23 protein-coding genes are annotated in these 21,369 nt (G+C 66.5%); 12 read left to right on the top strand and 11 right to left on the bottom strand.

Annotated elements, in window-relative coordinates:
- Positions 1–84: 84 nt before the first annotated feature.
- Positions 85–1,878: a DUF882 domain-containing protein gene (locus ACSQ3M_RS20330; protein ID WP_436151884.1), complete on the top strand. Its 1,794-nt coding sequence runs from the start codon at positions 85–87 to the stop codon at positions 1,876–1,878.
- A 12-nt stretch (positions 1,879–1,890) separates the two neighbouring features.
- Here ACSQ3M_RS20330 and ACSQ3M_RS20325 read toward each other — a convergent pair whose 3' ends face one another.
- Positions 1,891–2,499, bottom strand: coding sequence for a glutathione S-transferase family protein (locus ACSQ3M_RS20325; RefSeq protein WP_436151883.1), 609 nt, complete (start codon positions 2,497–2,499; stop codon positions 1,891–1,893).
- A 78-nt stretch (positions 2,500–2,577) separates the two neighbouring features.
- A complete protein-coding gene (locus ACSQ3M_RS20320) occupies positions 2,578–3,558 on the bottom strand; it encodes a LysR family transcriptional regulator (protein WP_436151882.1) in 981 nt (326 codons plus the stop codon).
- 186 nt (positions 3,559–3,744) lie between these two features.
- Between ACSQ3M_RS20320 and ACSQ3M_RS20315 the strand changes: the two genes are divergently transcribed.
- Entirely contained in the window at positions 3,745–4,332 is a 588-nt protein-coding gene (locus ACSQ3M_RS20315; protein ID WP_436151881.1) for a nitroreductase family protein, read from the top strand.
- Positions 4,333–4,457: 125 nt separating this feature from the next.
- Here the strand turns inward: ACSQ3M_RS20315 and ACSQ3M_RS20310 are convergent, their stop codons facing one another.
- Positions 4,458–4,700, bottom strand: a complete 243-nt coding sequence (locus tag ACSQ3M_RS20310; RefSeq protein WP_057191700.1) for a DUF2312 domain-containing protein — start codon at positions 4,698–4,700, stop codon at positions 4,458–4,460.
- A gap of 79 nt (positions 4,701–4,779) precedes the next feature.
- The gene (locus tag ACSQ3M_RS20305; RefSeq protein WP_436151880.1) at positions 4,780–5,565 is read right to left on the bottom strand and encodes an N-formylglutamate amidohydrolase; all 786 of its coding nucleotides are present in this window, start codon (positions 5,563–5,565) and stop codon (positions 4,780–4,782) included.
- A 111-nt stretch (positions 5,566–5,676) separates the two neighbouring features.
- Here ACSQ3M_RS20305 and ACSQ3M_RS20300 point away from each other — a divergent pair, with 111 nt between their 5' ends.
- The 4 genes from ACSQ3M_RS20300 to pncB all read left to right on the top strand — a co-directional run bounded on the left by ACSQ3M_RS20300 (position 5,677) and on the right by pncB (position 10,512).
- Positions 5,677–6,996 carry a glycerate kinase type-2 family protein gene (locus ACSQ3M_RS20300; RefSeq protein WP_436151879.1) on the top strand — a complete coding sequence of 440 codons (1,320 nt, stop codon included), beginning with the start codon at positions 5,677–5,679 and terminating at the stop codon, positions 6,994–6,996.
- Positions 6,993–7,430, top strand: coding sequence for a DUF1036 domain-containing protein (locus tag ACSQ3M_RS20295; RefSeq protein WP_436151878.1), 438 nt, complete (start codon positions 6,993–6,995; stop codon positions 7,428–7,430). Before ACSQ3M_RS20300 ends, ACSQ3M_RS20295 begins: the two co-directional genes overlap by 4 nt.
- 94 nt (positions 7,431–7,524) lie before the next feature.
- Positions 7,525–8,964 carry a pyruvate kinase gene (pyk, locus tag ACSQ3M_RS20290; protein WP_436151877.1) on the top strand — a complete coding sequence of 480 codons (1,440 nt, stop codon included), beginning with the start codon at positions 7,525–7,527 and terminating at the stop codon, positions 8,962–8,964.
- Positions 8,965–9,207: 243 nt separating this feature from the next.
- On the top strand, positions 9,208–10,512 hold the full coding sequence (pncB, locus tag ACSQ3M_RS20285; RefSeq protein WP_436151876.1) for a nicotinate phosphoribosyltransferase: 1,305 nt from the start codon (positions 9,208–9,210) through the stop codon (positions 10,510–10,512).
- Positions 10,513–10,717: 205 nt separating this feature from the next.
- On the opposite strand, the gene ACSQ3M_RS20280 is transcribed toward pncB, so the two are convergent.
- On the bottom strand, positions 10,718–11,698 hold the full coding sequence (locus ACSQ3M_RS20280) for a LysR family transcriptional regulator (protein ID WP_436151875.1): 981 nt from the start codon (positions 11,696–11,698) through the stop codon (positions 10,718–10,720).
- A 111-nt stretch (positions 11,699–11,809) separates the two neighbouring features.
- Here ACSQ3M_RS20280 and ACSQ3M_RS20275 point away from each other — a divergent pair, with 111 nt between their 5' ends.
- Complete coding sequence (locus ACSQ3M_RS20275; RefSeq protein WP_436151874.1) at positions 11,810–12,205, top strand: nuclear transport factor 2 family protein; 396 nt, start codon at positions 11,810–11,812, stop codon at positions 12,203–12,205.
- Positions 12,206–12,336: 131 nt separating this feature from the next.
- Here ACSQ3M_RS20275 and ACSQ3M_RS20270 read toward each other — a convergent pair whose 3' ends face one another.
- The 4 genes from ACSQ3M_RS20270 to ykgO form a co-directional block, all read right to left on the bottom strand.
- Entirely contained in the window at positions 12,337–13,047 is a 711-nt protein-coding gene (locus ACSQ3M_RS20270) for an RES family NAD+ phosphorylase (protein ID WP_436151873.1), read from the bottom strand.
- Positions 13,044–13,457 carry an MbcA/ParS/Xre antitoxin family protein gene (locus ACSQ3M_RS20265; protein ID WP_436151872.1) on the bottom strand — a complete coding sequence of 138 codons (414 nt, stop codon included), beginning with the start codon at positions 13,455–13,457 and terminating at the stop codon, positions 13,044–13,046. The genes ACSQ3M_RS20270 and ACSQ3M_RS20265 overlap by 4 nt, the downstream gene beginning before the upstream one ends.
- A gap of 186 nt (positions 13,458–13,643) precedes the next feature.
- Positions 13,644–14,288 (bottom strand): tetratricopeptide repeat protein, encoded by a 645-nt coding sequence (locus tag ACSQ3M_RS20260; RefSeq protein WP_436151871.1) that lies wholly within the window; start codon positions 14,286–14,288, stop codon positions 13,644–13,646.
- 164 nt (positions 14,289–14,452) lie between these two features.
- On the bottom strand, positions 14,453–14,578 hold the full coding sequence (ykgO, locus tag ACSQ3M_RS20255) for a type B 50S ribosomal protein L36 (RefSeq protein ID WP_038363015.1): 126 nt from the start codon (positions 14,576–14,578) through the stop codon (positions 14,453–14,455).
- Positions 14,579–14,854: 276 nt separating this feature from the next.
- Between ykgO and ACSQ3M_RS20250 the strand changes: the two genes are divergently transcribed.
- Both ACSQ3M_RS20250 and ACSQ3M_RS20245 read left to right on the top strand, forming a co-directional pair.
- Positions 14,855–15,751 (top strand): tellurite resistance TerB family protein, encoded by an 897-nt coding sequence (locus ACSQ3M_RS20250; RefSeq protein WP_436151870.1) that lies wholly within the window; start codon positions 14,855–14,857, stop codon positions 15,749–15,751.
- 70 nt (positions 15,752–15,821) lie between these two features.
- On the top strand, positions 15,822–17,135 hold the full coding sequence (locus ACSQ3M_RS20245) for an MFS transporter (RefSeq protein WP_436151869.1): 1,314 nt from the start codon (positions 15,822–15,824) through the stop codon (positions 17,133–17,135).
- On the opposite strand, the gene ACSQ3M_RS20240 is transcribed toward ACSQ3M_RS20245, so the two are convergent.
- Positions 17,119–17,454, bottom strand: a complete 336-nt coding sequence (locus ACSQ3M_RS20240; protein WP_436151868.1) for an NIPSNAP family protein — start codon at positions 17,452–17,454, stop codon at positions 17,119–17,121. The genes ACSQ3M_RS20245 and ACSQ3M_RS20240 overlap by 17 nt on opposite strands.
- Positions 17,455–17,456: 2 nt before the next feature.
- Positions 17,457–18,641, bottom strand: coding sequence for a pyridoxal phosphate-dependent aminotransferase (locus tag ACSQ3M_RS20235; protein WP_436151867.1), 1,185 nt, complete (start codon positions 18,639–18,641; stop codon positions 17,457–17,459).
- A gap of 340 nt (positions 18,642–18,981) precedes the next feature.
- Here ACSQ3M_RS20235 and ACSQ3M_RS20230 point away from each other — a divergent pair, with 340 nt between their 5' ends.
- The 3 genes from ACSQ3M_RS20230 to ACSQ3M_RS20220 all read left to right on the top strand — a co-directional run bounded on the left by ACSQ3M_RS20230 (position 18,982) and on the right by ACSQ3M_RS20220 (position 21,352).
- On the top strand, positions 18,982–20,817 hold the full coding sequence (locus ACSQ3M_RS20230) for an IlvD/Edd family dehydratase (RefSeq protein WP_436151866.1): 1,836 nt from the start codon (positions 18,982–18,984) through the stop codon (positions 20,815–20,817).
- A gap of 79 nt (positions 20,818–20,896) precedes the next feature.
- Entirely contained in the window at positions 20,897–21,058 is a 162-nt protein-coding gene (locus tag ACSQ3M_RS20225; RefSeq protein ID WP_436151865.1) for a hypothetical protein, read from the top strand.
- A gap of 33 nt (positions 21,059–21,091) precedes the next feature.
- Complete coding sequence (locus ACSQ3M_RS20220) at positions 21,092–21,352, top strand: hypothetical protein (protein ID WP_436151864.1); 261 nt, start codon at positions 21,092–21,094, stop codon at positions 21,350–21,352.
- Positions 21,353–21,369 lie beyond the last annotated feature (17 nt).

Below are 21,369 nucleotides of genomic sequence, written 5' to 3'. Positions count from 1 at the left end.
ACCTCCCGTTAAGCCTTCTCGGCAACTGTTCCTTCACGTTTATCGCTCCGGCTTTCCCCGGCGCTTCGAGACGAGTCTGACAGAGTGAGCAGGTCGAAAGCCGAGATCGCAGCACGGCTCCCGCATTCTTTGCGGCACGGCACACGCGTCGGCTTGCTCCTGATCGCCAGCGCGAGCCTCCTCGTCCTCGGGGTCCGCGGCACGCAGAACGCAGTCGCCAATGGCGACACCCGCACCATCACCATCAAGCACATGCACACCAAGGAGGAGACGACCGTCACCTTCAAGCGCGATGGCCGCTATGATTCCTCGGCGCTGGAGAAGCTCAACTGGGCGCTGCGCGACTGGCGCCTCGACGAGCCGATCCGCATGGATCCGCGCCTGTTCGACCTCGCTTGGGAAGTTCACCGCAAGGTCGGCTCTGACCAACCGTTCCATGTCGTCTCCGCCTATCGCTCCCCCGGCACGAACTCCATGCTGCGCCGGCGCTCGCGCGGCGTCGCCAAGCACAGCCAGCACACGCTCGGCAAGGCGATGGATTTCTACCTGCCGGATACCCCGACTGCCCGCATCCGCGAGATGGCGATGCGGATGCAGCGCGGCGGCGTCGGCTTCTATCCGGGCGCACACACCCCCTTCGTCCATCTCGATGCCGGCTCCGTCCGCTCCTGGCCGCGCATGACCCGCGACCAGCTCGTGCGCCTCTTCCCCGATGAGAGAACCGTGCATCTGCCGGCCGATGGCAAGCCGCTCAGCGGCTACGAGACTGCCAAGGCCGAGATCCTCTCCGGTGGTGGCTCGGTGATGGGCTACGCCGCCGGGGATTACGATGAAGGCGCGATCATGGCCTCCAGCGGCGGCGGCAAGGGCTTCTGGGCCGCGTTGTTCGGTGGCGACGATGAGGAGGCCGACGCTCGTCCGGCCCGCGGCCGTGCAGCGGCCCGCCGCGCGCCCACGGCGCAGCCGACAGTCATGGCCTATGCCGGTGACAGCAATAACGGCGATGGCGGCCGCTTCGCTGTTTTCAACGCGCAGCCGGCTCAGTCCGAGCCCGCCGGCCGCGCCGTTCTCCGCGAGCGCTCGAACCGCGCGACGACCACCACCCAGCCACCGGCAGAAACCCAGGTCGCGGCGCTCGCCCCCGCCGAGGTGGCGCCGCCCGAGCCGCCGAAGCCGAGCCCGATCGCTACCGCGCTTCCCGTCGCACGCCCGAGCGGCCTGACGCCGCCGATACCGAATCCGCCAGCCGGTTCGCCGCAGCTCGCCGCGATGGCCGCCGAAGCCTCGGCATTGCCGCTGCCGGCAGCCGAGCAGAAGCTCATCCTCGCCTCGCTGCCGCCGCGCCGGCCCAACGACCTGCCCGGTCCCTCGCTCGAAACCATCGTCACCGGCCGCTCCGTCTCGGCGCCCCTGCCACCCTCCCGCCCGGTCGCGCTGGCGAGCCTCTCGACCGAGGGCTTACGGCTGAACGACGAGGCCGAGGACACCGTCCCAGCCGGTGCAAAGCTCGTCGCGATCAGTCACCCGCTGCCGCCGATCCGGCCGCGTCCGCCGGGCGCCGAACCGGAGCGTCCCGGCACGACCCAGATCGCCGCGCAGCCGCGTAGCACCCCGATCGCCGCCGAATACAACGCCGACCGCGCCGGCCTCGACTCGCTCTTCGCCGCCGCCTCAGCATCGGACGCGCCGGTGCGCCGGACAACGGTCGCGACCGCCAGGGCGAAGGCTGGCTCGGAAGCTCAGGCCAAAGGCTGGGTCGTCGGTGCCAGTCCGGCCGCCTCTCTCGGCTTCTCCGCCGCCGAGCCGAGCGATGTCGGCACGAGCGGTTTCAGCGGGCCTGCCATCAAGGCCCTGCCGACGACCTTCGTCCAGAACTGAGCGACCTGCCCACTACTCCTTGTCGATCGGCCAGGCCCTGAACACATCGAGCGCTTCGCAGGCTGCGGCCTGACGCGCCAGCGCGGGCCAGCGCCCCTCCTCGACGAAATCAGGGATGACGAAGCGGCAGAAGCCCCAGGCGATCGCCGCGGCGATGTCGCTAGGCTCAAGCTCCGGCCCGGCGCCGATCTCGCCACGCTCTGCAGCCTGGTCGAGCAGATCGAGTGCCGTATGGAGCTGCGCCAGGATGCGCTCCTGCCAACCCTCGTAACGCTTCTCTTCCGGCCGCTTGCGCTCGTACTCGACCGAGACCGCCTTGTCGGCGGCGACGATGCCGATGCCGGTCAGGCTGAGATCCCTGACCCGCGCCGCCTGATCGATCGGGCGCAGCGAACGGACGGCGACATCCTCGAAATGCTGGATGACCAGAGCTGAGTCAGTGATCACCGTGCCGTCGTCGGCGACCAGCGTCGGCGCCTTGATCAGCGGGTTGATCTTGCGGAATTCCGACATATGCCGGAACACCGAGACGGAACGGTGCTCGAATTCAACCTCGAGCAAGGTCGCGGTGATGGCGGCGCGCCGCACATAGGGGCTGTCGAGCATTCCAACCAGCAGCATGGCGATCTCCCGTTGTTGTGGGAGCAACACTGGCTGCTGGCAGTCGCATTGCCACGCGAATTTGCGTGAAGCCTGACTTCACGCCATTTGATGCTCGTCGGCGGGATAGTCCTCGGGGGCCAGTTCCCCGGCCGCGATCTTCGCCTGCACCGCCGCCTGGCAGGGATCCCAGGACGGAGTGCTGCCAAAGCGCTCAATCATCAGATCGATCAGTACGCGGACCTTACCGGGCACGTAAGACCCCGGCGGGCGCACGACATGGAGCGCGCTCTCGCGCATCGGATAGCGCCAGAGAATGTGCTCGAGCGTCCCGGCCCGGATCGCATCGCTGGCGATAAAGGTCGGCAGGACGGTGATGCCCAGCCCGGCCTCGGCCCAGCGCAGCAGCGTGTCGCCATTGTCGGAGCGCAAGCGGCTGGAGGGGCGCACGGAAACCCAGCGCCGGTTCATGCGGAAGCCCCAGTCGACGACGCTGTTGCCCGAATAGACCAGGCATTCGTGACGGGCGAGATCGAGCGGCGTCTCAGGGCGGCCATGCCGGGCGAAATAGTCCGGACTGCCCAGCACCGCCGCCTTAACCGGCGCGATGCGACGCGCGACCAGGCTGGAATCCTTGAGCGAGCCGATCCGGATCGCGGCGTCGAAGCGCTCGCCGATCAGGTCGACCTGGCGGTCGCTGGCCTCGACGTCGAGCTCCAGCCGGGGGTGCCGCTGCGCCAGCTCCGCCAGTACGGGCGCAAGATGACGGTAGCCGAAGGAGAGCGGCATCGACAGCCGCAGCCTCCCGGCGACGCCCTCGGATTGCTGCGCCACCGCCTCGCGCGCCTCGGCGAGTTCCGAGAGGATGCGCTCGCCGCGCGCCTTGAATTCCAGCCCGGCCTCGGTGGCGGCGACGCCGCGCGTCGTGCGGCTGAGCAGCCTTGTACCGAGATCGGCCTCCAGCCGAGAGATGCGGCGGCTGACGATCGACTTCGCCAGGCCGAGGCTATGGGCGGCACGGCCGAAGCCGCCGGCGTCGACGACGGCGACAAAGCTCCTGATATCGTCGATCTCGGACATGCAAGCGTTCCTGGATGAGCAACAGATTGATGCCCAATATGGGCATTCTGGTGCGGCAAGTGAACCGCTACCTCTCCATCATCAAATCCCGCTTTCGCAGGAAGGGCGCCTCAGGGCGCGCTCCGGGAAAAACCACCCCGTTTCATCGGCCTGCCGGCGTGACACGCGGTCACAGATGAGGAAGCCATGCTCGACAAGCTTAAAAGACGCCGCACGCAATATGCCCTCGGCAAGAATCTGCCGATCTCCGAAACGCAGGTGGATGGCCTGATCAGGGAGGCGATCCGCCTCTCCCCCTCGAGCTTTAACTCGCAAAGCTCTCGCGCCGTCATTCTCTTCGGCAAGGAGAGCGACAAGTTCTGGAACATCACCAGAGAGGCGCTTCGCGCGATCGTGCCGGCTGCCGATTTCGACGCGACAGCCAAGAAGATCGACAGCTTCGCGAACGGCGCAGGGACCGTGCTGTTTTACGAGGATCAGGAGCCGGTCAAGGCTCTCCAGGCAAACTTCCCGCTCTACGCGCACAACTTCCCGATCTGGTCCGAGCATTCGACCGGCATGGCGCAGTTGGCGGTGTGGACCACGCTTGCTGACGTCGGTATCGGCGCGAGCCTTCAGCACTACCATCCGCTCGTTGACGCGGAAGTCGCCAAGACCTGGAGCATTCCTGCGTCCTGGACTCTCCGTGCGCAGATGCCTTTCGGCTCCAATGAAGCGGCCTTTGCGGAGAAGGCCTTCATCGATGATGAGCTCCGGTTCCGCACCCACCGTTGACCGAGCCTCGGGATCAGGCGGCGGCGCGCAGGCTGAATTCAAGCTCGCCGCCTGAGCGAGCTCCTGAAAAGCAAAACGCCGCCCGGGATATCCCGGGCGGCGTTTTGCGTTCGATAGACTGAAGCTCAGGCGCTCTCGCCGACCGCCTGGAGATAGAGGTCAAGGATTGCCTCCTCCTCCTTGCGCTCGTCGAGGTCGCGCTTGCGCAGCGCGACGACCTTGCGCAGCACCTTGACGTCGTAGCCATTGGCCTTGGCCTCGGAATAGACCTCCTTGATATCGTCGGAGATCGTCTTCTTCTCTTCCTCAAGCCGCTCGATGCGCTGCACGATGCTCTTGAGCTGATCGCCTGCAACCGGATCGTCCATTCTCAAAACCCTTCTTCGGAATTCGGTCGCAGGGGTTCGCAAGGATGGGTGCGCAGGTCAAGCAAGAACGACCCTGAGTTCACATCTCTCGTGCCGCAGCGAGCGCGCCGGGCAGCAGGCGCGCCAGCCGGAAGCCCCAGGCGCGCGCCGCATGCGGCTCGCCGATCAGGTCCTGCCTGATCTCGATCAGCGCGTCGAGCAGGCCGCGCCGTGTCGCATGGCGGTCGATCGTGTCGCCGGGCAGGCCACCATTATAAGGCTCGTTGTCGCCGACGATCAGGTCGCCCTCCGCCTGCAGCGAAGCGATCAGCGACTTTGCCAGCCGGCCCTCCCGATCCCAGAGGACACCCGCTTGCCAGGGCCGCGGCACGCCTTTCCAGAACGGGGTGAAGGAGTGCAACGAGACGATCGCCGGCGGATGGCCGGCTGCGATCGCCGTCTCGGTCGCGGTATCGATCGCCGCGTCATAGGGCGCGTAATAGCGCGCAATCCGCTCGGCGATGCCAGCTTCGTCGATGCGGGCATTGCCCGGCACGATCGCGCCGTCCGAGATCCGCATCACCAGGGTCGGATCGTCGCGACCGCGATTGGGATCGATCAGCAGGCGCGAGAAATTGCTGAGCACGGCGGGTGCGCCGAGCGCCTGCGCCATGGCGCGCGTCATCTCGGCCGCGCCGATGTCGTAGGCGATGTGGCGCTCGAGCTGCTGCAGCGGCAGGCCAAGCGAGTTCAGCTCGGCCGGGATCGCGTTCGTCGCGTGGTCACAGAGCAGCAGCACGCCGCTCGCAGGATCGCCGGAGATGATTTCGACATCACCGGGTTGCCGGACCGGAGCACGGCTCTGCAAGCTCTCGTCCGCACGCATCATGACCTCGAACTACATCATCAAATCGCGGGTGACGCCCAGCCTTGCGCGACATAGAAGGGGCTGAGACGAAAGTCGATTGCCAACAGCAGATTCGCACGAGGAAGCGGCTTGGAGCAGCGGGACGACGCAATCGCGCAGCGACGCGAGACGGCGCGCAAAATCTTCGACGCTGCCGTGGCTCGTGCCCATCCGCAGAGCTGGCTCGCCGCGCATCTGCCCCCTCCCCCGCCGAATGGCCGCCTGATCCTGCTCGCCGCCGGCAAGGCCGCCGGCAGCATGACGGTACTGGCCGAGGCATACTATCTCGACACGTTGAAGCTGCCGCCCGAGCGCTTCCTCGGCCATGCCGTGGCGCGCCATGGCTATGAGGCACAAACCCGCCACATCCCGATGCTCGCGGCCGGCCACCCCGTGCCCGACGAAGGCAGCATCGCCAGCGCGACGCGAGCGCTCGAACTCGCTGCCTCGGCGACCGCCGACGATCTCGTCCTGGTGCTGCTCTCCGGCGGCGGCTCGGCCAACTGGGTCGCGCCCGCGGGCTCACTCGCCCTCGCCGAGAAGCAGGCAGTCAACAAGGCCCTGCTGCGTTCCGGCGCGCCGATCGGCGAGATGAACATCGTCCGCAAGCGGCTCTCGCGCATCAAAGGCGGACGGCTCGCGCTCGCCGCCGCTCCGGCACGGCTGCTGACGCTGGCGGTCTCCGACGTGCCCCATGACGACCCGGCCGCGATCGCTTCGGGGCCGACCGTGCCCGATCCCAGCACGATGGCCGATGCTCGCGCCATCGTCGCCCGCTACGGACTGGCGTTGCCACCCGCCGCGCAGGCCCTGCTGGCGGACGATGCCAGCGAGACGCCAAAGCCGGGCAATCCCGCTTTTGCCAACAGCGAGTATCGCATCGTCGCCCGACCGGCCGACGCCATCGCCGCCGCGGTGAAGGCAGCTGCCGAGGCCGGCTACGAACCGATCGATCTCGGCCCTGATCTCGAGGGCGAGGCGCGCGAGGTCGCGGCTGCCCAGGCAAAGCAGGCGCTCGCACTCACGGCCGCCGGACGCCGCGTCGCACTGATCTCCGGCGGCGAGCTCACCGTCACCATCGCTGGTAATGGCCGCGGCGGCCCGAACCAGGAATTCGCGCTGGCGCTGGCGATAGCGCTCGCCGGCGAGCCTGGCATCGTCGCGCTCTCCGGCGACACTGACGGCACCGATGGCGGCGGCGGCGAGGCGACCGACCCGGCCGGTGCGATCATCGACGAGACCACGCTGGTGCGCGCGCAAAGCCTCGGCCTCGATCCCGCCCAATCACTGGCCCAGAACGATTCGACCGGCTTCTTCTCGTCCCTCGGCGACCTGTTGCAGACCGGCCCGACCCTGACCAATGTCAATGATTGCCGCGTGATTCTGATCGACCCAAGAAACGATACATGAGCCGAAGTGGACGCCTCCATTCAATCCTGCTGGCAGGGGGACTGCTCCTGGCCGGCGCCAGTCCGGCGCTGGCTGACCTGCGCATGTGCAACACCACCGGTAGCCGCGTCGGCGTCGCCCTCGGCTATCGCGATGCACAGGGCTGGATCACCGAAGGCTGGTGGAATTTGGCGCCGCGCGCCTGCGAAACCCTGCTGCGTGGCACGCTCGCGGCACGCTTCTATTACGTTCACGCCGTCGACTATGACAAAGGCGGCGAGTGGACCGGAAAATCCGTCATGTGCACGCGCAACAAGGAATTCACCATCCGCGGCATCGAAGACTGCTTGGCGCGCGGCTATGAGCGCTCCGGCTTCTTCGAGGTCGACACCGGTGAGCAGAAGGGCTGGACGATCCAGCTCACCGACACGGCGGGAGCCGCACCGCGTCCATGACGGCGGTGCAGCAACCAGCTTGCTCTAATCGTTTGAATCGGCGAGGCCTGCGTTGGGCGGGCACAAAATAACTTTTCAAGGGGAAAATGACGTGATGAAGCGGGAACGGCGGATCAAGATCATCGCAACGCTGGGCCCGGCCTCGTCCACGCCGGAGATGTGCGCTGCCCTGTTCAAGGCCGGCGTCGACGTCTTCCGCATCAATATGAGCCATACCCAGCGCGAGGACCTGCCAGCCCGGATCGCGATGCTGCGTGGGCTGGAGAAGCAGTTCCGCCGCCCGGTCGGCATCCTCGCCGACCTCCAGGGGCCGAAGCTGCGCGTCGGCCAGTTCGGCGGCGATGGCGGCGTGATGCTGGAGAAGGACGCCCGCTTCGTCCTCGATTCCGATCCGGCGCCCGGAACGGCCAAGCGCGTGCACTTGCCGCATCCCGAGATCCTCACGGCGCTGGAGCCCGGCCATCACCTCATCCTCGACGACGGCAAGATCCGCCTCGTCGTCGAGAAGGCTTCGCCGAAGCAAGCGGTGACCAAGGTCGTCATCGGCGGCCGCCTCTCCTCGCGCAAGGGCGTCAGCCTGCCCGACACCACGATTCCGGTCTCGGCCATGACCGACAAGGACCGCTCGGACGCGGAAGCCGCCGCGGAGGCTGGCGTCGACTGGATCGCGCTCTCCTTCGTGCAGCGGCCGGAAGACATGGCGGACCTGCGCAAGATCGTGCAGGGCCGGGCGCTGGCACTCGCCAAGATCGAGAAGCCGCAGGCGGTGCTGCGCTTGCAGGAGATCATCGAGGCCTCCGACGCGATCATGGTCGCGCGCGGCGATCTCGGCGTTGAGATGCCGATCGAGAAGGTGCCGGGTACGCAAAAGCGCATCACCCGCATGGCCCGGCGCATGGGCAAGCCGGTCGTCGTCGCTACGCAGATGCTGGAGAGCATGATCACGGCGCCGGTCCCGACCCGCGCTGAGGTCTCCGACGTCGCGACCGCCGTCTTCGAAGGCGCCGACGCTGTCATGCTCTCGGCCGAGAGCGCCGCCGGCCAGTACCCGATCGAGGCGGTCTCGATGATGAACCGCATCGCCGAGGAGGTGGAGAGCGAATCGATCTACCGCTCGATCCTCGAATCGCAGAAGGCCGAGCCGGAGGCGACCGGCGCCGACGCCATCGCCAAGGCCGCGCACGAGATCGCCGACGCGCTCCATCTCAAGGCGATCGCTGCCTGGACCTCCTCGGGGTCGACCGCCTTCCGCATCGCCCGCGAGCGGCCGAACTCGACCGTGATCGCGCTGACGCCGAATGCCGCCACGGCGCGCAGGCTTACCCTGGTCTGGGGCGTCCATGCGGTGGTGACCAAGGATGCCAGCGACATCGACGACATGGCCTCCCGCGCCTGCAAGTTTTCGGTGCGCGAGGGTTTTGCCGCTGAGGGCGACCGGCTCATCGTCGTCGCCGGCGTTCCCTTCGGCACGCCGGGCGCAACCAACATGGTCCGCATCGCCTTCGTCACGAAGGAGCATGTCGAGCAGGCGTGAGCCGCTCGCACTTCACATGTCTCATGTCCTCATCCTGAGGAGCGCCGCAGGCGCATCTCGAAGGATGTTTCAGGAGGCTCCGGAAGCATCTGGTGCATCCTTCGAGACGGCCCTTGGGGCCTCCTCAGGATGAGGGCACTGCTTACTTGGCGGCGGAGGGAGATCAACGGCAGCCTGCCATTCCCCTCCGCACTCCCCTGCTCTACTGCTTGAGCCACCAGCCTCTGCGAGCCCGCGACGCCCATGGCCCTGACCGACATCGCAACAAGGACCTATAATCACAGCTGGCGGCTCGATCCGATCATCCGCAGCCTGCTCGACACCGATTTCTACAAGCTGCTGATGCTGCAGATGATCAGGAGTTTCCATCCGGAGGTGCAGGTCACCTTCGGCCTGATCAACCGCTCGAAGCAGATCCGCCTCGCCGATGTCATCGAGGAAGCCGAGCTGCGCGCCCAGCTCGACCATGCCCGCGAACTGCGCTTCACCAAGAAGGAACTGATCTGGCTCGCCGGCAACAGCTTCTACGGCAAGACCCAGATGTTCACGCCGGACTTCATCGCCTGGCTCGCCGAGTTCCGCCTGCCCGAATACGAGCTCCGTAAGGTCGACGGCCAGTATGAACTGACCTTCGCCGGCCCCTGGACCCACTCGATGATGTGGGAGATCCCAGCGCTCGCCATCGTCAACGAACTGCGCTCGCGCCAGGCGCTAAAGGGCTGGGACCGCTTCGCGCTCGACGTGCTCTATGCCCGCGCCAAATCGAAGCTCTGGGACAAGGTCGAGCGGCTGAAGAAGCTGCCGGATTTGCGGATCTCCGATTTCGGCACGCGCCGCCGCCATGGCCATCTCTGGCAACGCTGGTGCGTCGAGGCGCTGAAGGAAGGGCTCGGGTCGACCTTCACCGGCACCTCCAACGTCCTCCTCGCCATGGAGCACGATCTCGAGGCGATCGGCACCAATGCCCATGAACTGCCGATGGTGCTCGCCGCGCTCGCCAATGGCGACGAGGAGTTGAAGCGCGCGCCCTATCGCGTGCTCGACGAATGGCGCCAGGTTTATGGCGGCAACTTGCTGATCGTGCTGCCGGACGCCTTCGGCACCACCGCCTTCCTCGACGATGCCCCAAGCTGGCTCGCCGACTGGACGGGCTTTCGCCCCGACAGCGCCCCGCCTATCGAGGCCGGCGAGCAGATCATCGCCTGGTGGAAGTCCCAGGGCCGCGACCCCAAGACCAAGCTCCTGATCTTCTCCGACGGCATGGACATCGACTCGATCGAGGAAGCCTATCGGCATTTCCATGGCCGGGTCCGCACCGGCTTCGGCTGGGGCACCAACCTGACCAACGACTTCGTCGGCTGCTCGCCGGTCGGGACGCCCGATCTCGACCCGATCTCGCTGGTCTGCAAGGTCGTCAGCGCCAATGGCCGCCCTGCGGTCAAGCTCTCCGACAACCCCAACAAGGCGACCGGCGATCCGGCCGAGATCACGCGTTACCTGCGGGTGTTCGGTGGCGCGGATCGGAAGGCGAAGGCGGTGAGGGTGTAGGTCATAGCGGCGGAAGGATACGTCTGTTTTCGACCCATTGCAGGCGTAGCGGTTCGCCACCGCAAACCTTCTCGGACGCCCAAGGCGCTCCAACCGTCAGCGACATGACAACCTCCCGCCAGTCACGCTGCCCGGGAAAAGCAATGAGTCCCCGCGAGGTTTCGGAAAACTCTTGTTGATGCGCTTGGCGACGGTGCGCCCTGCGTTACTGGTGTGGACGCAGATCTCGAGGAACAGCCGCGCCGATCGCCGCCGCCGTCTCGACGCCGTTACGCGCGCGCGGGCCGCCGCGGATGGTGTCGATCACGGCGCGGAGTGGCGGCGCCATCTGCCGCTGGGCCGGATAGCAGAGGTAGTAGCCGGGGAAGGGGGCGGACCAGGTCTCGAGCAGCGCGACGAGGCGGCCCTCGGCGATGTGGGGCGCGATCAGCTGCTGGCTGGCGAATGCGACGCCGACCCCGTCGACCGCCGCCTGCACCCCGAAATCCTTCATATTGGAGATCAGGGGGCCGTCGATGGCAACCTCGAACCACTTGCCGTTTTCCATGAACTCCCATTTGTACGGCGTCTTCTGCCCCGGCCAGCGCCAGCCGATGCAGCGATGGGCGAGAAGGTCGCGCGGATGGGCCGGCGTCCCGTGCCGGGCGAGATAGTCGGGCGAGGCGACCGCGGTCTGGCGCAGGTCCGGGCCGAGTTTCACCGCAATGAGGTCCTTGTCGATCACCTCCCCAAGGCGGATGGCGACGTCATAGCCCTCGGCCACGATGTTCACGACGGCGTCGTCGAGGGTGACGTCGAGCACGACCTGTGGGTAGGCGTCGCTGAAATCCCGGAGGATCGGCGTCAGGTAGAGGTCCGCCGCCGCCCGGAAGCAGTGCACCCGCACGGTCCCGGCGGGATGGGCGCGGCGCTCGCGGGTCTCGCCCAGCGCCTCCGCCAGTTCCTCGACGGCGGGCTGTACCCGTTCGAACAGCCTGGCCCCCGCCTCGGTCAGGGAGACGCTGCGGGTGGTGCGGTTGAACAAGCTGACCCCGACCCGCTCCTCGAGCGCCCGGACCATCTGGCTGAGTGCCGAGGATGACACACCGAGCTTCTCCGCCGCCCGGCTGAAGTTCAGCGCACCGGCGACGGCCACGAAGGCGCGGAGCTGGTTGAAGTCTCCGGCAGACAGAAGGGAGGGATCCATGATCGCCTTCGATTGCTTAGCTCAGCTTATAAGGCTGATTAGCGCGCGTGGGTTAAACATTGCCGCCCCATACTTATACTCTGCTGGACGCTGGATTTGAAAGGAATCACCATGACGCCGCAGGACACGCCCTCGACGGGAAACATAGATGGATTGGTCGCCTTGGCGAAAACCTACTTCGACGCCGCCTACGCAATGGACGCTGACACGTTCGCGACCATCTTCGATCCCGCCGCCTTGGTCACCCGGCGCGGCGATGGCAACAGCGTGGTGGTTACCCCTGTCGCCGCCTGGCTCGATGTGGTCCGGAGCCTGACCTCGCCACAGGACGCCGGCGGCGTGCGCGCCGACCAGATCATCTCCATCGCCGTCACCCGTGACATGGCGCTGCTCAAGCTCCGCCTGCGGATCCCGCCCCGCGAGGTGACCGACCTGCTGTCGTGCTTTTGCCTCAACGGGCGCTGGCAGATCGTCCAGAAGGTGTTCGCCGCCGAGACCCTGGCCTGAAAGCTCTGCCATCGATCCCCGTCGCGCCAAGCCGGGAACGAGGGCCAGGTCCGCCGCTCAGTTGCGGCGACTCAAGGCGGTGGATGGGAATGTCAGCTCACCACCTTAGCTGCCGTTGATGGCAAGCACCCCTACCCGATCCTGAACACCTTCCCTGTCCCGGCCTCGCGATAGAGGTCGACCCGCTCGCCGTTCCAGTGATAGTCGAGATGCCGACCCTGGACGGGATTGCTCGCAAGATCGGGCCAGAACAGTCCGGCGCAGTCTCCACCCTTCCGGCGCACGCTCGGATAGACAACGCCCTCCGATTTGGCGGCGCGCAGCCTGGCTCCCAGCGCCTGGCTGGCTGCATAGTCGTCCGGCCGCAACAGCGCACTGTCCCCTGCCCGCTCGCTGCGCAGATCGTGCAGGGCGGCATCGACCGACAGCACGAGCTCCCGGAACTGCGAGGTCCAGCCCGGTGGCTCCTTCGTCCGCTCCATGAAGCGGCCATGGTGGTGGATGGTCTCGAACAGCGCCGTCTCGAAGCTTTCGGCGACATAGAGCATGCCATAGGTGCCGTCGCTGAACCGGCTCGGCCGGTCGCGGCTGATATGGGTGAAGGGCGCCATCAGCCAGCTTGCACCCTGCCCCGAGACGCGGCGGGCCGGCGGCACAAGGTCGAGATTGCCGATCGTCTCCATCAATCGCGGATTGGTCTTCATCTCGGCCTGGATCAGCAGCGGCCAGTCGGCCGGATCGGCGATGTCCTCGAACAGGTCGATCGGCGGAAAGGCACTGCGGATGATACGGACCGCACCGGGCCATTCGACCCGCGCGACCGGGTAGTCCGCGGCGCTCACCAGAGCCCGCGCTCCGCGTCGAGATAGCGGCGCACTCGCATCAGGTCGGTCAATTCGCCGCCGAGCATCACGGCGAGCGCCGACTTGCCGCTGAAGGCCTCGTTGCCCGCCTTGATCCAGGCATAGCCGCGTTGCGGCTCGCGAAATATCAGCCGCAGCGCCTTGTGAATGCCGATCAGGTTGGAAAGCCGCGCCTTGGCGTCGCGGTCAATGCGGCCGATCTCGCCCGCTTTCCAGCGCCGATAACTGCGCACCGGCTGGTCGAGCAGCACGGCAGCTTCCTCGTCGGTCAGACCCCAGAGGCGGAAGAGATTCACCGCCGCGCGGAACATCGCCGCCGCTTCGGCTTCGGTGATCACGGCTGGCGAGAACGCGTCCGGGGCAGTCGGAACCGGCGAGAGCGAGCTCATCGGGCAACCTCCATTTGGCATAATATAAGTAAAATACTGCCAAATGGCAAGACCGCATTCAAAAGCGTGTCATTCTCGGGCGCAGCGAAGCGAAGACCCGAGAATCTCAGGACGAGAAGGCATTGATTGAGAGCCTCATCAGCTTAGATGCTCGGGACAAGCCCGAGCATGACGCGCAGCCGACGCTCAAGCGTCGCGGCCGTCGACCTCGAGCTTGAGCGCCTCGACGGCCTCTTTCACCGCATCGAGCTGCGGGTAGACCACGAGCGCCCGGCGATAGGCGACCATGGCCCGCTTGTCGTCGCCTTGCTGGCGCAGGATCGTGCCCAGCCCCATCATCGCGCCATAATGGCGCGGCTCACGCTTTAGCGTCTCGGCGATGTCGAGCATCGAGCGAATCGGATCGCCCGCGACGAAAAGCGCATTGGCTCGCTGATTCCAGCCCTCGGCCCAGTCGGGCTCCAGGGTGACGACGCGGTCGAGCAGCTCGATCGCCAGCGGCAGTTCGCGCGCCTTCAGCGCCTCTTGCGCCCGGGTCATCAGCAAATCGGCCGTGTCCGAACCGGAGCGGGCCCAGCGTCGCTGGATCAGGCTGGCGATGCCTTTCGCCTCTTCCGAGGTCTTCGCCGCGGCGAGCCGCTCAAACAGGCGATCCAGCGTCGCGGCCGGGGTGCGCAGCGGTGGCGCTTCCGGCAGGTTCGGCTTGTCGTCGCGATCGGCGTTTGGCACTGCGCCATCGCGCAGCGGCGACTCCTGCGCAAATCCTGCCGGTGCGGCCACAAAGAGCAGCCCCGGAATCAGCGCAGCACGGGCAAGGCGGGCGAGCTTCATGCCAACAAAATGGGGCCGGCCGGGGCCTGCGTCAATTCACAGCCCAGCGAGATCGTTGAAGAACGAGGCCCGATACACGCCAAAAAAGCGGGCTGCACCCTGTGCAGCCCGCTCTTCGATCTCGACAAGGAAGCCTGCAGCGCGGCCAGGGGCCGCGCGAAGCCTCAGCCCTGACGCGCCTTGAAGCGCTTCTGGACCTTGTTGATGATGTAGACGCGGCCCTTGCGGCGCACGAGCTGGTTGTCGCGATGGCGCGCGCGCAGCGACTTCAGCGAATTGCGGATCTTCATGGTCCGGACTCCCGTCGGCCAGCCTTTCGGCCAAGCCGGTCAAAACGAAAGGCGCGACGCGAACCGAAACCGGCCCTCATCGAACAAACGACATGCGCGCCTGATGCGATGCCGGCTGTATAAGGATTTTGCGACGATTGGCAAGGCCCCGGAGCATATTTCCGGCGCCTTATACGGCCCGTCATGCTCCCGTCGCAATCGCATGGCCGCCCTAGTAGTGCGGTTAGCGCATGCCTAGATTGCACCCTGCGACAGACTTACCCCGGAGTTTTCTCGATGTTCAACGCCAAGTCCCTCCTCGACGCCCTCGTCAATGCGGGCAGCCAGATCGGCTCCCAGGGTGGCCAGGCCAGCGGCGGCCTTGGCGGCGTGCTCGGCAATCTCGCCCAGCAGGTCCAGCAGGCAGGTGGCCCCGGCGGCCTCACCGGCATGGCCGGCCAGATCTTCGGCCAGGCGACGCAGGGCGTACAGGACGCCGCCCGCAACACCGGCCTGCAGCAGGGCGCGACCGACATCGTCGGCCAGTTCTCCGGCGGCAAGACGCCGGAGCAATTGATCGAGCAGGCCAAGGGCATGCTTGGCGGCAACCAGCTCGCAGCCGGCGCAGTGCTCGGCGGGCTCGGCGCACTGATCTTCGGGACCTCGGCCGGCCGCTCGCTCGCCGGTTCCGCCGCCAAGGTCGGTGGCCTCGCTTTGATTGGTGGCCTCGCCTACAAGGCCTTCCAGAACTACCAGGCCGGCAAGCCCTTGCTCGGCGCCGACCAACAGGCCGTGCTGCCGCCTCCATCCGGCTCCGGCTTCGAGCCGGAAGCGGCGAGCAATGCCAGCGCCCTGGTCTTCATCCGCGCCATGATCGCCGCCTCGGCCTCCGATGGCCATATCGACGAGACCGAGCGCAACGCCATCCTCGGCGGCCTGCGCGAGGCCGGGCTCGACGCGGAAGCCAATGAATGGCTCACCAAGGAGCTGGCCAACCCGGCGAGCGTCGATGCGCTGGTCGAGGGTGCAGAGACGCCCGAACTCGCGGCGCAGATTTACACGGCGGCGCGCGTCGCCATCAATCCGGACACCCCGGCCGAGAAGGACTTCCTCGCCGGCCTCGCCGGCTCGCTCGGCCTCGATGCCGAACTGGTCGCGAATATCGACGCGGCGGCGAGTGCTGCGAAGGTCTGAGCCCTGACGCAGACCCGGAGTGCGTCGGGGGTGGATTGACCGCCCGACGCACCAAGCCGACCAATGCGTTATGCAATCACCCTCCCCGCATTGGTCGGCGCGCCTGCCGTTCTACTATGGCTGGCTCATCATCGGCGTCGCCTTCGTCACCATGGCGGTCGCCGTCAGCGCCCGCACAGCCTTCTCGCTGCTGCTGCCGCCGCTGATCGACGAGTTCGGCTGGGATCGCGGGCTCGCCTCGGGCGCCTTCTCGTTCGGCTTCCTGCTCTCGGCCGTGACCAGTACATTCGTCGGCCGCGTCATGGACAGGCATGGCCCGCGCGTCGTGATCGAGACCGGCGTGGCGATGCTGGCGGCGGGCCTGCTGATTGCGCCCGCGATCAGCACGGCCTGGCATCTTTATCTGACACTCGGCGTCATGGTCGGCTGCGGCGCCAATCTGATGGGCTTTGCGGCGCAGTCGCTCTTCCTGCCGAACTGGTTCGTGCGCCGCCGGGCCTTTGCGATCAGCATCGCGTTTTCCGGAGTCGGCGTCGGGGCGCTGCTGCTCCTGCCCTGGCTGCAATCGATCATCAGCCTTGAAGGCTGGCGCGCCGCCTGCTGGGTCATGGGCCTGATCGTGCTGTTTCTGCTCGGTCCGCTCAACCTGCTGGTTCGCCGCAGGCCGCAGGATCTGGGTCTGCTCCCGGATGGCGAAACTGGCTCGGCTCCGGCCGGTGCGGCGCGCAATGCGGCAGCGGTGGTCGACAAAGCCTGGGTCGCGGTCGAATGGACGCTGGCGCGTGCACTGCGCACGACGCGCTTCTGGTGGATCATGCTCGGCTATTTCTGCGCGCTGGTCGCCTGGTATGCCGTACAGGTCCATCAGACCAAGTACCTGATCGAGGTCGGCTTTTCCCCGCTGACCGCGGCCTGGGCGCTGGGGCTGGTCAGCGCCGTCGCCATCCCCGGCCAGATCGGTCTCGGTGCCCTGTCCGATCGCATCGGCCGCGAATGGATCTGGATGGTGGGCTGCCTGGGCTTCGCCATCTGCTATGGTGCGCTGATCGCGCTCGAGCACCAACCGTCGCCCGTGCTGCTCTATGTGATGGTGATCGCGCAGGGCTTTCTGGGGTACGCGCTGGCGTCCGTGATGGGCGCGATCGTCGTCGAGATTTTCGAGGGGCCGCATTTCGGCGCGATCTTCGGAACGGTCACAGTGGCGCTGCTCGGTGGCGGCGCGGCCGGTCCCTGGCTGGCCGGCACGATTCACGATGCCACCGGCAGCTATCGCCTGGCCTTCCTGCTGGCGATCGCCTGCTGCCTTGTCTCGGCGACGGCAATCTGGCTGGCGGCGCCACGAAAGGTGCGGCTCGTGCCGGGGCGCGTCAGGGCGCGCGTTTGACGCCCTGATCATCCTCGAACACCGGCCGGAAGAAGCTGCGCTCATAGCTGATGATGAAGCGGTGCTTGTCGTTCTCCGCAACCACGGAGAGGCACTCCGCGTCCTTGAACGAGGCCTCGCGATAGGCCTCGTACTCAGCGAAGGACGGAAAGCTGAACATGGCCAGCGCGACGTTGGACGTGCCTTCCGACGGCATGAAATAGCCGTGATGCTTGCCGCCGAATCGCTCGACCAGCCGGATCCAGGCCTTGCCATAGGCCTCGAAGGCCGGGAGCTGATAGGGATCAACGATGTAACGGAGATGGCAGGTAATCGTCATCGTCAGGCCGCTTTCGCATTCTTGAGGAACTCGCCCATCCGCCCGAGCGCCCGCTCGATATTCTCGAGCGAGTTTGCGTAGGAGAGCCGGATATAGCCTTCGCCATGGACGCCGAAATCCGGCCCGCCGATCGTGGCGACGCCGGCCTCTTCGAGCAGGGCCGAGGCCAGCTTCTTCGCCTTCCAGCCGGTCTGCGACACGTTCGGGAAAGCGTAGAAGGCGCCTTTGGGCACGATGCAGGAGACGCCCTGCAGCGCATTGAGCCCGGTGACCACGGCCTTCCGGCGCCGGTCGAACTCCGCCAACATCATTGCGACTGCGTCCTGCGGGCCGGTCAGCGCGGCCAAGCCCGCCCATTGCGCCGGGGCGTTGACGCAGGAATGCGAGTTCACTGCGAGCTTGCGGGCATTGTCGTAAAGCGGCTTCGGCCAGACCGAGAAGCCCATGCGCCAGCCGGTCATGGCATAGGTCTTCGACCAGCCATTGAGCAGGATCAGCCGGTCGCGAAGCTCGGGATAGCTTAAGAGGCAGACATGCTTTTCGCCGTCATAGAGCATCTGGTCGTAGATCTCGTCCGACATCACCGCGACATCGGGGAAGCGGGCAAGGCCGGCGACGAGCTTGTCGACCTCCGACTTCGGCGTAACGCCGCCGGTCGGGTTCGCCGGCGAGTTGACGATCAGGAGCCGCGTCTTCGGCGTGATCAGCGCGAGCGTCTCCTCCGCGGAGAAGGCAAAGCCGTTCTCCTCGCGGATCGGCACCGGGATCGGCGTCGCACCGGTGTACTCGATCATCGAGCGGTAGATCGGGAAACCGGGATCGGGATAGAGGATCTCGGCGCCGGGCTCGCCGAACATCAGGATCGCCATGAACATGGTGACCTTGCCGCCCGGCACGATCATCACCGCCTCCGGCGAGACATCGACCTGGAAGCGCTTGTGCAGGTCGGCAGCGACAGCCTCGCGCAGGGGCAGGATGCCATTCGCCGGCGTATAGCCGTGATGGCCGTCGCGCAGCGCCTTCACCGCCGCCTCGACGATGTGCTCCGGCGTCGGAAAGTCCGGCTGGCCGATGCCGAGATTGATGATGTCCTTGCCCTGGCGCTGCAATTCGGTCGCCCGGGCGAGCACGGCGAAAGCGTTCTCCTCGCCGATCCGGCCGAAGGAAGGGACCACGTGGAGCGTCATGGCGGTTTCCTCATCAGTCGCGGCCGGTCTTGAGCCGCCGCATCGTCTCAAACCTGTCTTGGCCGCAAAGCCAGCGGCCGCGCAAGTGCGGCTCTTGCGTCCCGGGCCGGACAGGGACGCATTTGGAACACTTGCAAACTGCGCCGCGGCGACCTTTGCTGGCGTAAGCGCCCACCAAGCGATTGGCACGGCGCCATAAGCTGCTGTATGCAGAATACAGCAGCTGCGGCAAGCGCCCTTGCCGATCTGCTTGCGGCCGGCATGACCTGTCGGTCAAATCGATTTAAAGACGATGCCGAAGCGGCGCGAAGGCCGCCCGGGCGCGAGAGGGAATAACGGGATGGCCAAGACGCCTAGCAAGACTCCGAACGGCAAGAAGCCGGTCCGCAGGATCAAGCCGGAGCAGCTCCGCTCCAAGGCCTGGTTCGACAACCCGGCCAATGCCGACATGACCGCGCTCTATATCGAGCGCACCATGAATTTCGGCCTGTCACGCGAGGAATTGCAGTCCGGCCGCCCGATCATCGGCATCGCCCAGACCGGCTCCGACATCGCCCCCTGCAACCGCCATCATCTCGAGCTCGCCCATCGTGTCCGCGACGGCATCCGCGAGATGGGCGGCGTGCCCTTCGAATTCCCGATCCATCCGATCCAGGAAACCTGCAAGCGGCCAACGGCCTCGCTCGACCGCAACCTGCAATATCTCAGCCTGGTCGAGATCCTCTACGGCTACCCGATCGACGGCGTCGTCCTGACGACCGGCTGCGACAAGACCACCCCGGCGCAGATCATGGCGGCAGCGACCGTCGACATCCCGGCGATCGCGCTGCCGGGCGGGCCGATGCTGAACGGCTCGTTCCGCGGCGAGCGCACCGGCTCGGGCACGATCGTCTGGAAGGCGCGCCAGATGATGGCCGCCGGCGAGATCGACTATCGCGGCTTCGTCGATCTGGTCGCGTCATCCGCGCCATCCGCGGGTCACTGCAACACCATGGGCACGGCCTCGACCATGAACGCGCTGGCCGAGGCGATGGGCATGACCCTGCCCGGCGCAGCTGCGATCCCGGCGCCTTACCGCGACCGCTACGAGATGGCCTATCTCACCGGCCGCCGCATCGTTGAGATGGTCTGGGAGAACCTGATCCCCTCGAAGATCCTGACCCGCGAAGCCTTCGAGAACACCATCGTCATCAACTCGGCGATCGGCGGCTCGACCAATGCGCCGGTCCACGTCAACGCCATCGCCAAGCATATCGGCGTCAAGCTCGACAATGAGGACTGGACCAAGATCGGCTACGACACGCCGCTGCTGGTCAACATGCAGCCGGCCGGCGAATATCTCGGCGAGGACTATTACCGCGCCGGCGGCCTGCCCGCCGTGATCGCCGAGTTGATCGCCAAGGGCAGGCTCAAGCCGGCGATCACCGCCAACGGCAAGACCCATATCGAGAACTGCGAGGGCGCTTTCACAGGCGATCGCGAGGTCATCAAGGCCTATGACGAGCCGATGAAGAAGGAGGCCGGCTTCCTCAACCTCTCCGGCAACCTGTTCGACTCCGCGATCATGAAGACCTCAGTGATCACGCCGGAATTCCGCAATCGCTATCTCGAGAACCCGAAGGATCCGATGGCCTTCGAGGGCAAGGCCGTCGTCTTCGACGGGCCCGAGGACTACCACCACCGCATCGACGATCCCGCGCTCGGGATCGACGAGCATACCGTGCTGTTCATCCGCGGCGTCGGCCCGGTCGGCTATCCCGGCGCGGCCGAGGTGGTGAACATGCGGCCGCCGGATTACCTGATCAAGAAGGGCGTCACCGCGCTCGCCTGCGTCGGCGACGGCCGCCAGTCCGGCACGTCCGGCTCGCCCTCGATCCTCAACGCCTCGCCGGAAGCGGCGACCGGCGGCGGGCTGGCACTGCTCAAGACCGGCGACAAGGTCCGCATCGACCTGAAGAAGCGCACCGCCAACATGCTGATCTCGGACGAGGAGCTGGAGAAGCGCCGTGCCGCACTCAAGGCGGCCGGCGGCTACAAGTATCCGAAGAGCCAGACGCCCTGGCAGGAGATCCAGCGCAAGATCGTCGACGAGCTCTCCGAGGGCATGGTGCTGAAGCCGGCGGTCAAGTACCAGAAGATCCACAAGAAGTTCGGCATACCGCGCGACAACCACTGAGCGGCCCCGGCCGCTATTCCAGATACCGTTCGGCGTCTTCGACATCGCCCTGGCAGCGCTCGCCGCGCTGCTGGGAGGGTTGGCCGGCAGGCAGATTGCGCTGCACCGGCGGCTTGCCCTTCCCCTTGCGGCAGCGATTGGCACCGTCGCGGGGCTTGCGACAGCGCTGCTGCTCGGCAGCTATTTCGGCTCGGTCTTCGTCGGGCTTCTCGTGCTGGCGATCTTCGTGTTCCATCTCTGACGGACCGTTTCACGTCTTTCGGCGGAGGACATGATGAACTCGCTGGCGGAGTTGATCGGCATGGATCGGCAGATGCTGACGCTCGCCGGCCTGCTGGCGGTCATCGGCGCGCTGCTCGGGGGTGCGCTCGCCCACTGGTTCCGCGGACGCGGCATGATCGCGACCGGGGCGATCATCGGCGCGATCCTGCTGCCGCTCGCGGCGATCGCCTACATGGTCCATTTCGGCATAATCGTCGTCGCCATCGTCCTGCTCGTGATCCTCGGCGGACTCGCGAACCTTCTTGGCGGCTGAAACGCATCGCACGGCGG

This window comes from Allobosea sp. LjRoot90 (genome assembly GCF_964254315.1).
Classification (GTDB): Bacteria; Pseudomonadota; Alphaproteobacteria; order Rhizobiales; family Beijerinckiaceae; genus Allobosea.
Note: the sequence above shows the minus strand (reverse complement) of the source record. Positions and strands in the feature narration are given on the sequence as shown.

Coding starts and splice junctions, on each gene's coding strand:
- ACSQ3M_RS20280 (WP_436151875.1), bottom strand. CDS start 11,698: ATGGATCCCTCCCTTCTGTCTGCCGGAGACTTCAACCAGCTCCGCGCC.
- ACSQ3M_RS20315 (WP_436151881.1), top strand. CDS start 3,745: ATGCTCGACAAGCTTAAAAGACGCCGCACGCAATATGCCCTCGGCAAG.
- ACSQ3M_RS20240 (WP_436151868.1), bottom strand. CDS start 17,454: ATGACGATTACCTGCCATCTCCGTTACATCGTTGATCCCTATCAGCTC.
- ACSQ3M_RS20305 (WP_436151880.1), bottom strand. CDS start 5,565: ATGCGTGCGGACGAGAGCTTGCAGAGCCGTGCTCCGGTCCGGCAACCC.
- ACSQ3M_RS20235 (WP_436151867.1), bottom strand. CDS start 18,641: ATGACGCTCCACGTGGTCCCTTCCTTCGGCCGGATCGGCGAGGAGAAC.
- ykgO (WP_038363015.1), bottom strand. CDS start 14,578: ATGAAGATCCGCAATTCGCTGAAGTCGCTGCGCGCGCGCCATCGCGAC.
- ACSQ3M_RS20275 (WP_436151874.1), top strand. CDS start 11,810: ATGACGCCGCAGGACACGCCCTCGACGGGAAACATAGATGGATTGGTC.
- ACSQ3M_RS20295 (WP_436151878.1), top strand. CDS start 6,993: ATGAGCCGAAGTGGACGCCTCCATTCAATCCTGCTGGCAGGGGGACTG.
- ACSQ3M_RS20260 (WP_436151871.1), bottom strand. CDS start 14,288: ATGAAGCTCGCCCGCCTTGCCCGTGCTGCGCTGATTCCGGGGCTGCTC.
- pncB (WP_436151876.1), top strand. CDS start 9,208: ATGGCCCTGACCGACATCGCAACAAGGACCTATAATCACAGCTGGCGG.
- ACSQ3M_RS20245 (WP_436151869.1), top strand. CDS start 15,822: ATGCAATCACCCTCCCCGCATTGGTCGGCGCGCCTGCCGTTCTACTAT.
- ACSQ3M_RS20325 (WP_436151883.1), bottom strand. CDS start 2,499: ATGCTGCTGGTTGGAATGCTCGACAGCCCCTATGTGCGGCGCGCCGCC.
- ACSQ3M_RS20250 (WP_436151870.1), top strand. CDS start 14,855: ATGTTCAACGCCAAGTCCCTCCTCGACGCCCTCGTCAATGCGGGCAGC.
- ACSQ3M_RS20320 (WP_436151882.1), bottom strand. CDS start 3,558: ATGTCCGAGATCGACGATATCAGGAGCTTTGTCGCCGTCGTCGACGCC.
- pyk (WP_436151877.1), top strand. CDS start 7,525: ATGAAGCGGGAACGGCGGATCAAGATCATCGCAACGCTGGGCCCGGCC.
- ACSQ3M_RS20220 (WP_436151864.1), top strand. CDS start 21,092: ATGAACTCGCTGGCGGAGTTGATCGGCATGGATCGGCAGATGCTGACG.
- ACSQ3M_RS20230 (WP_436151866.1), top strand. CDS start 18,982: ATGGCCAAGACGCCTAGCAAGACTCCGAACGGCAAGAAGCCGGTCCGC.
- ACSQ3M_RS20265 (WP_436151872.1), bottom strand. CDS start 13,457: ATGAGCTCGCTCTCGCCGGTTCCGACTGCCCCGGACGCGTTCTCGCCA.
- ACSQ3M_RS20310 (WP_057191700.1), bottom strand. CDS start 4,700: ATGGACGATCCGGTTGCAGGCGATCAGCTCAAGAGCATCGTGCAGCGC.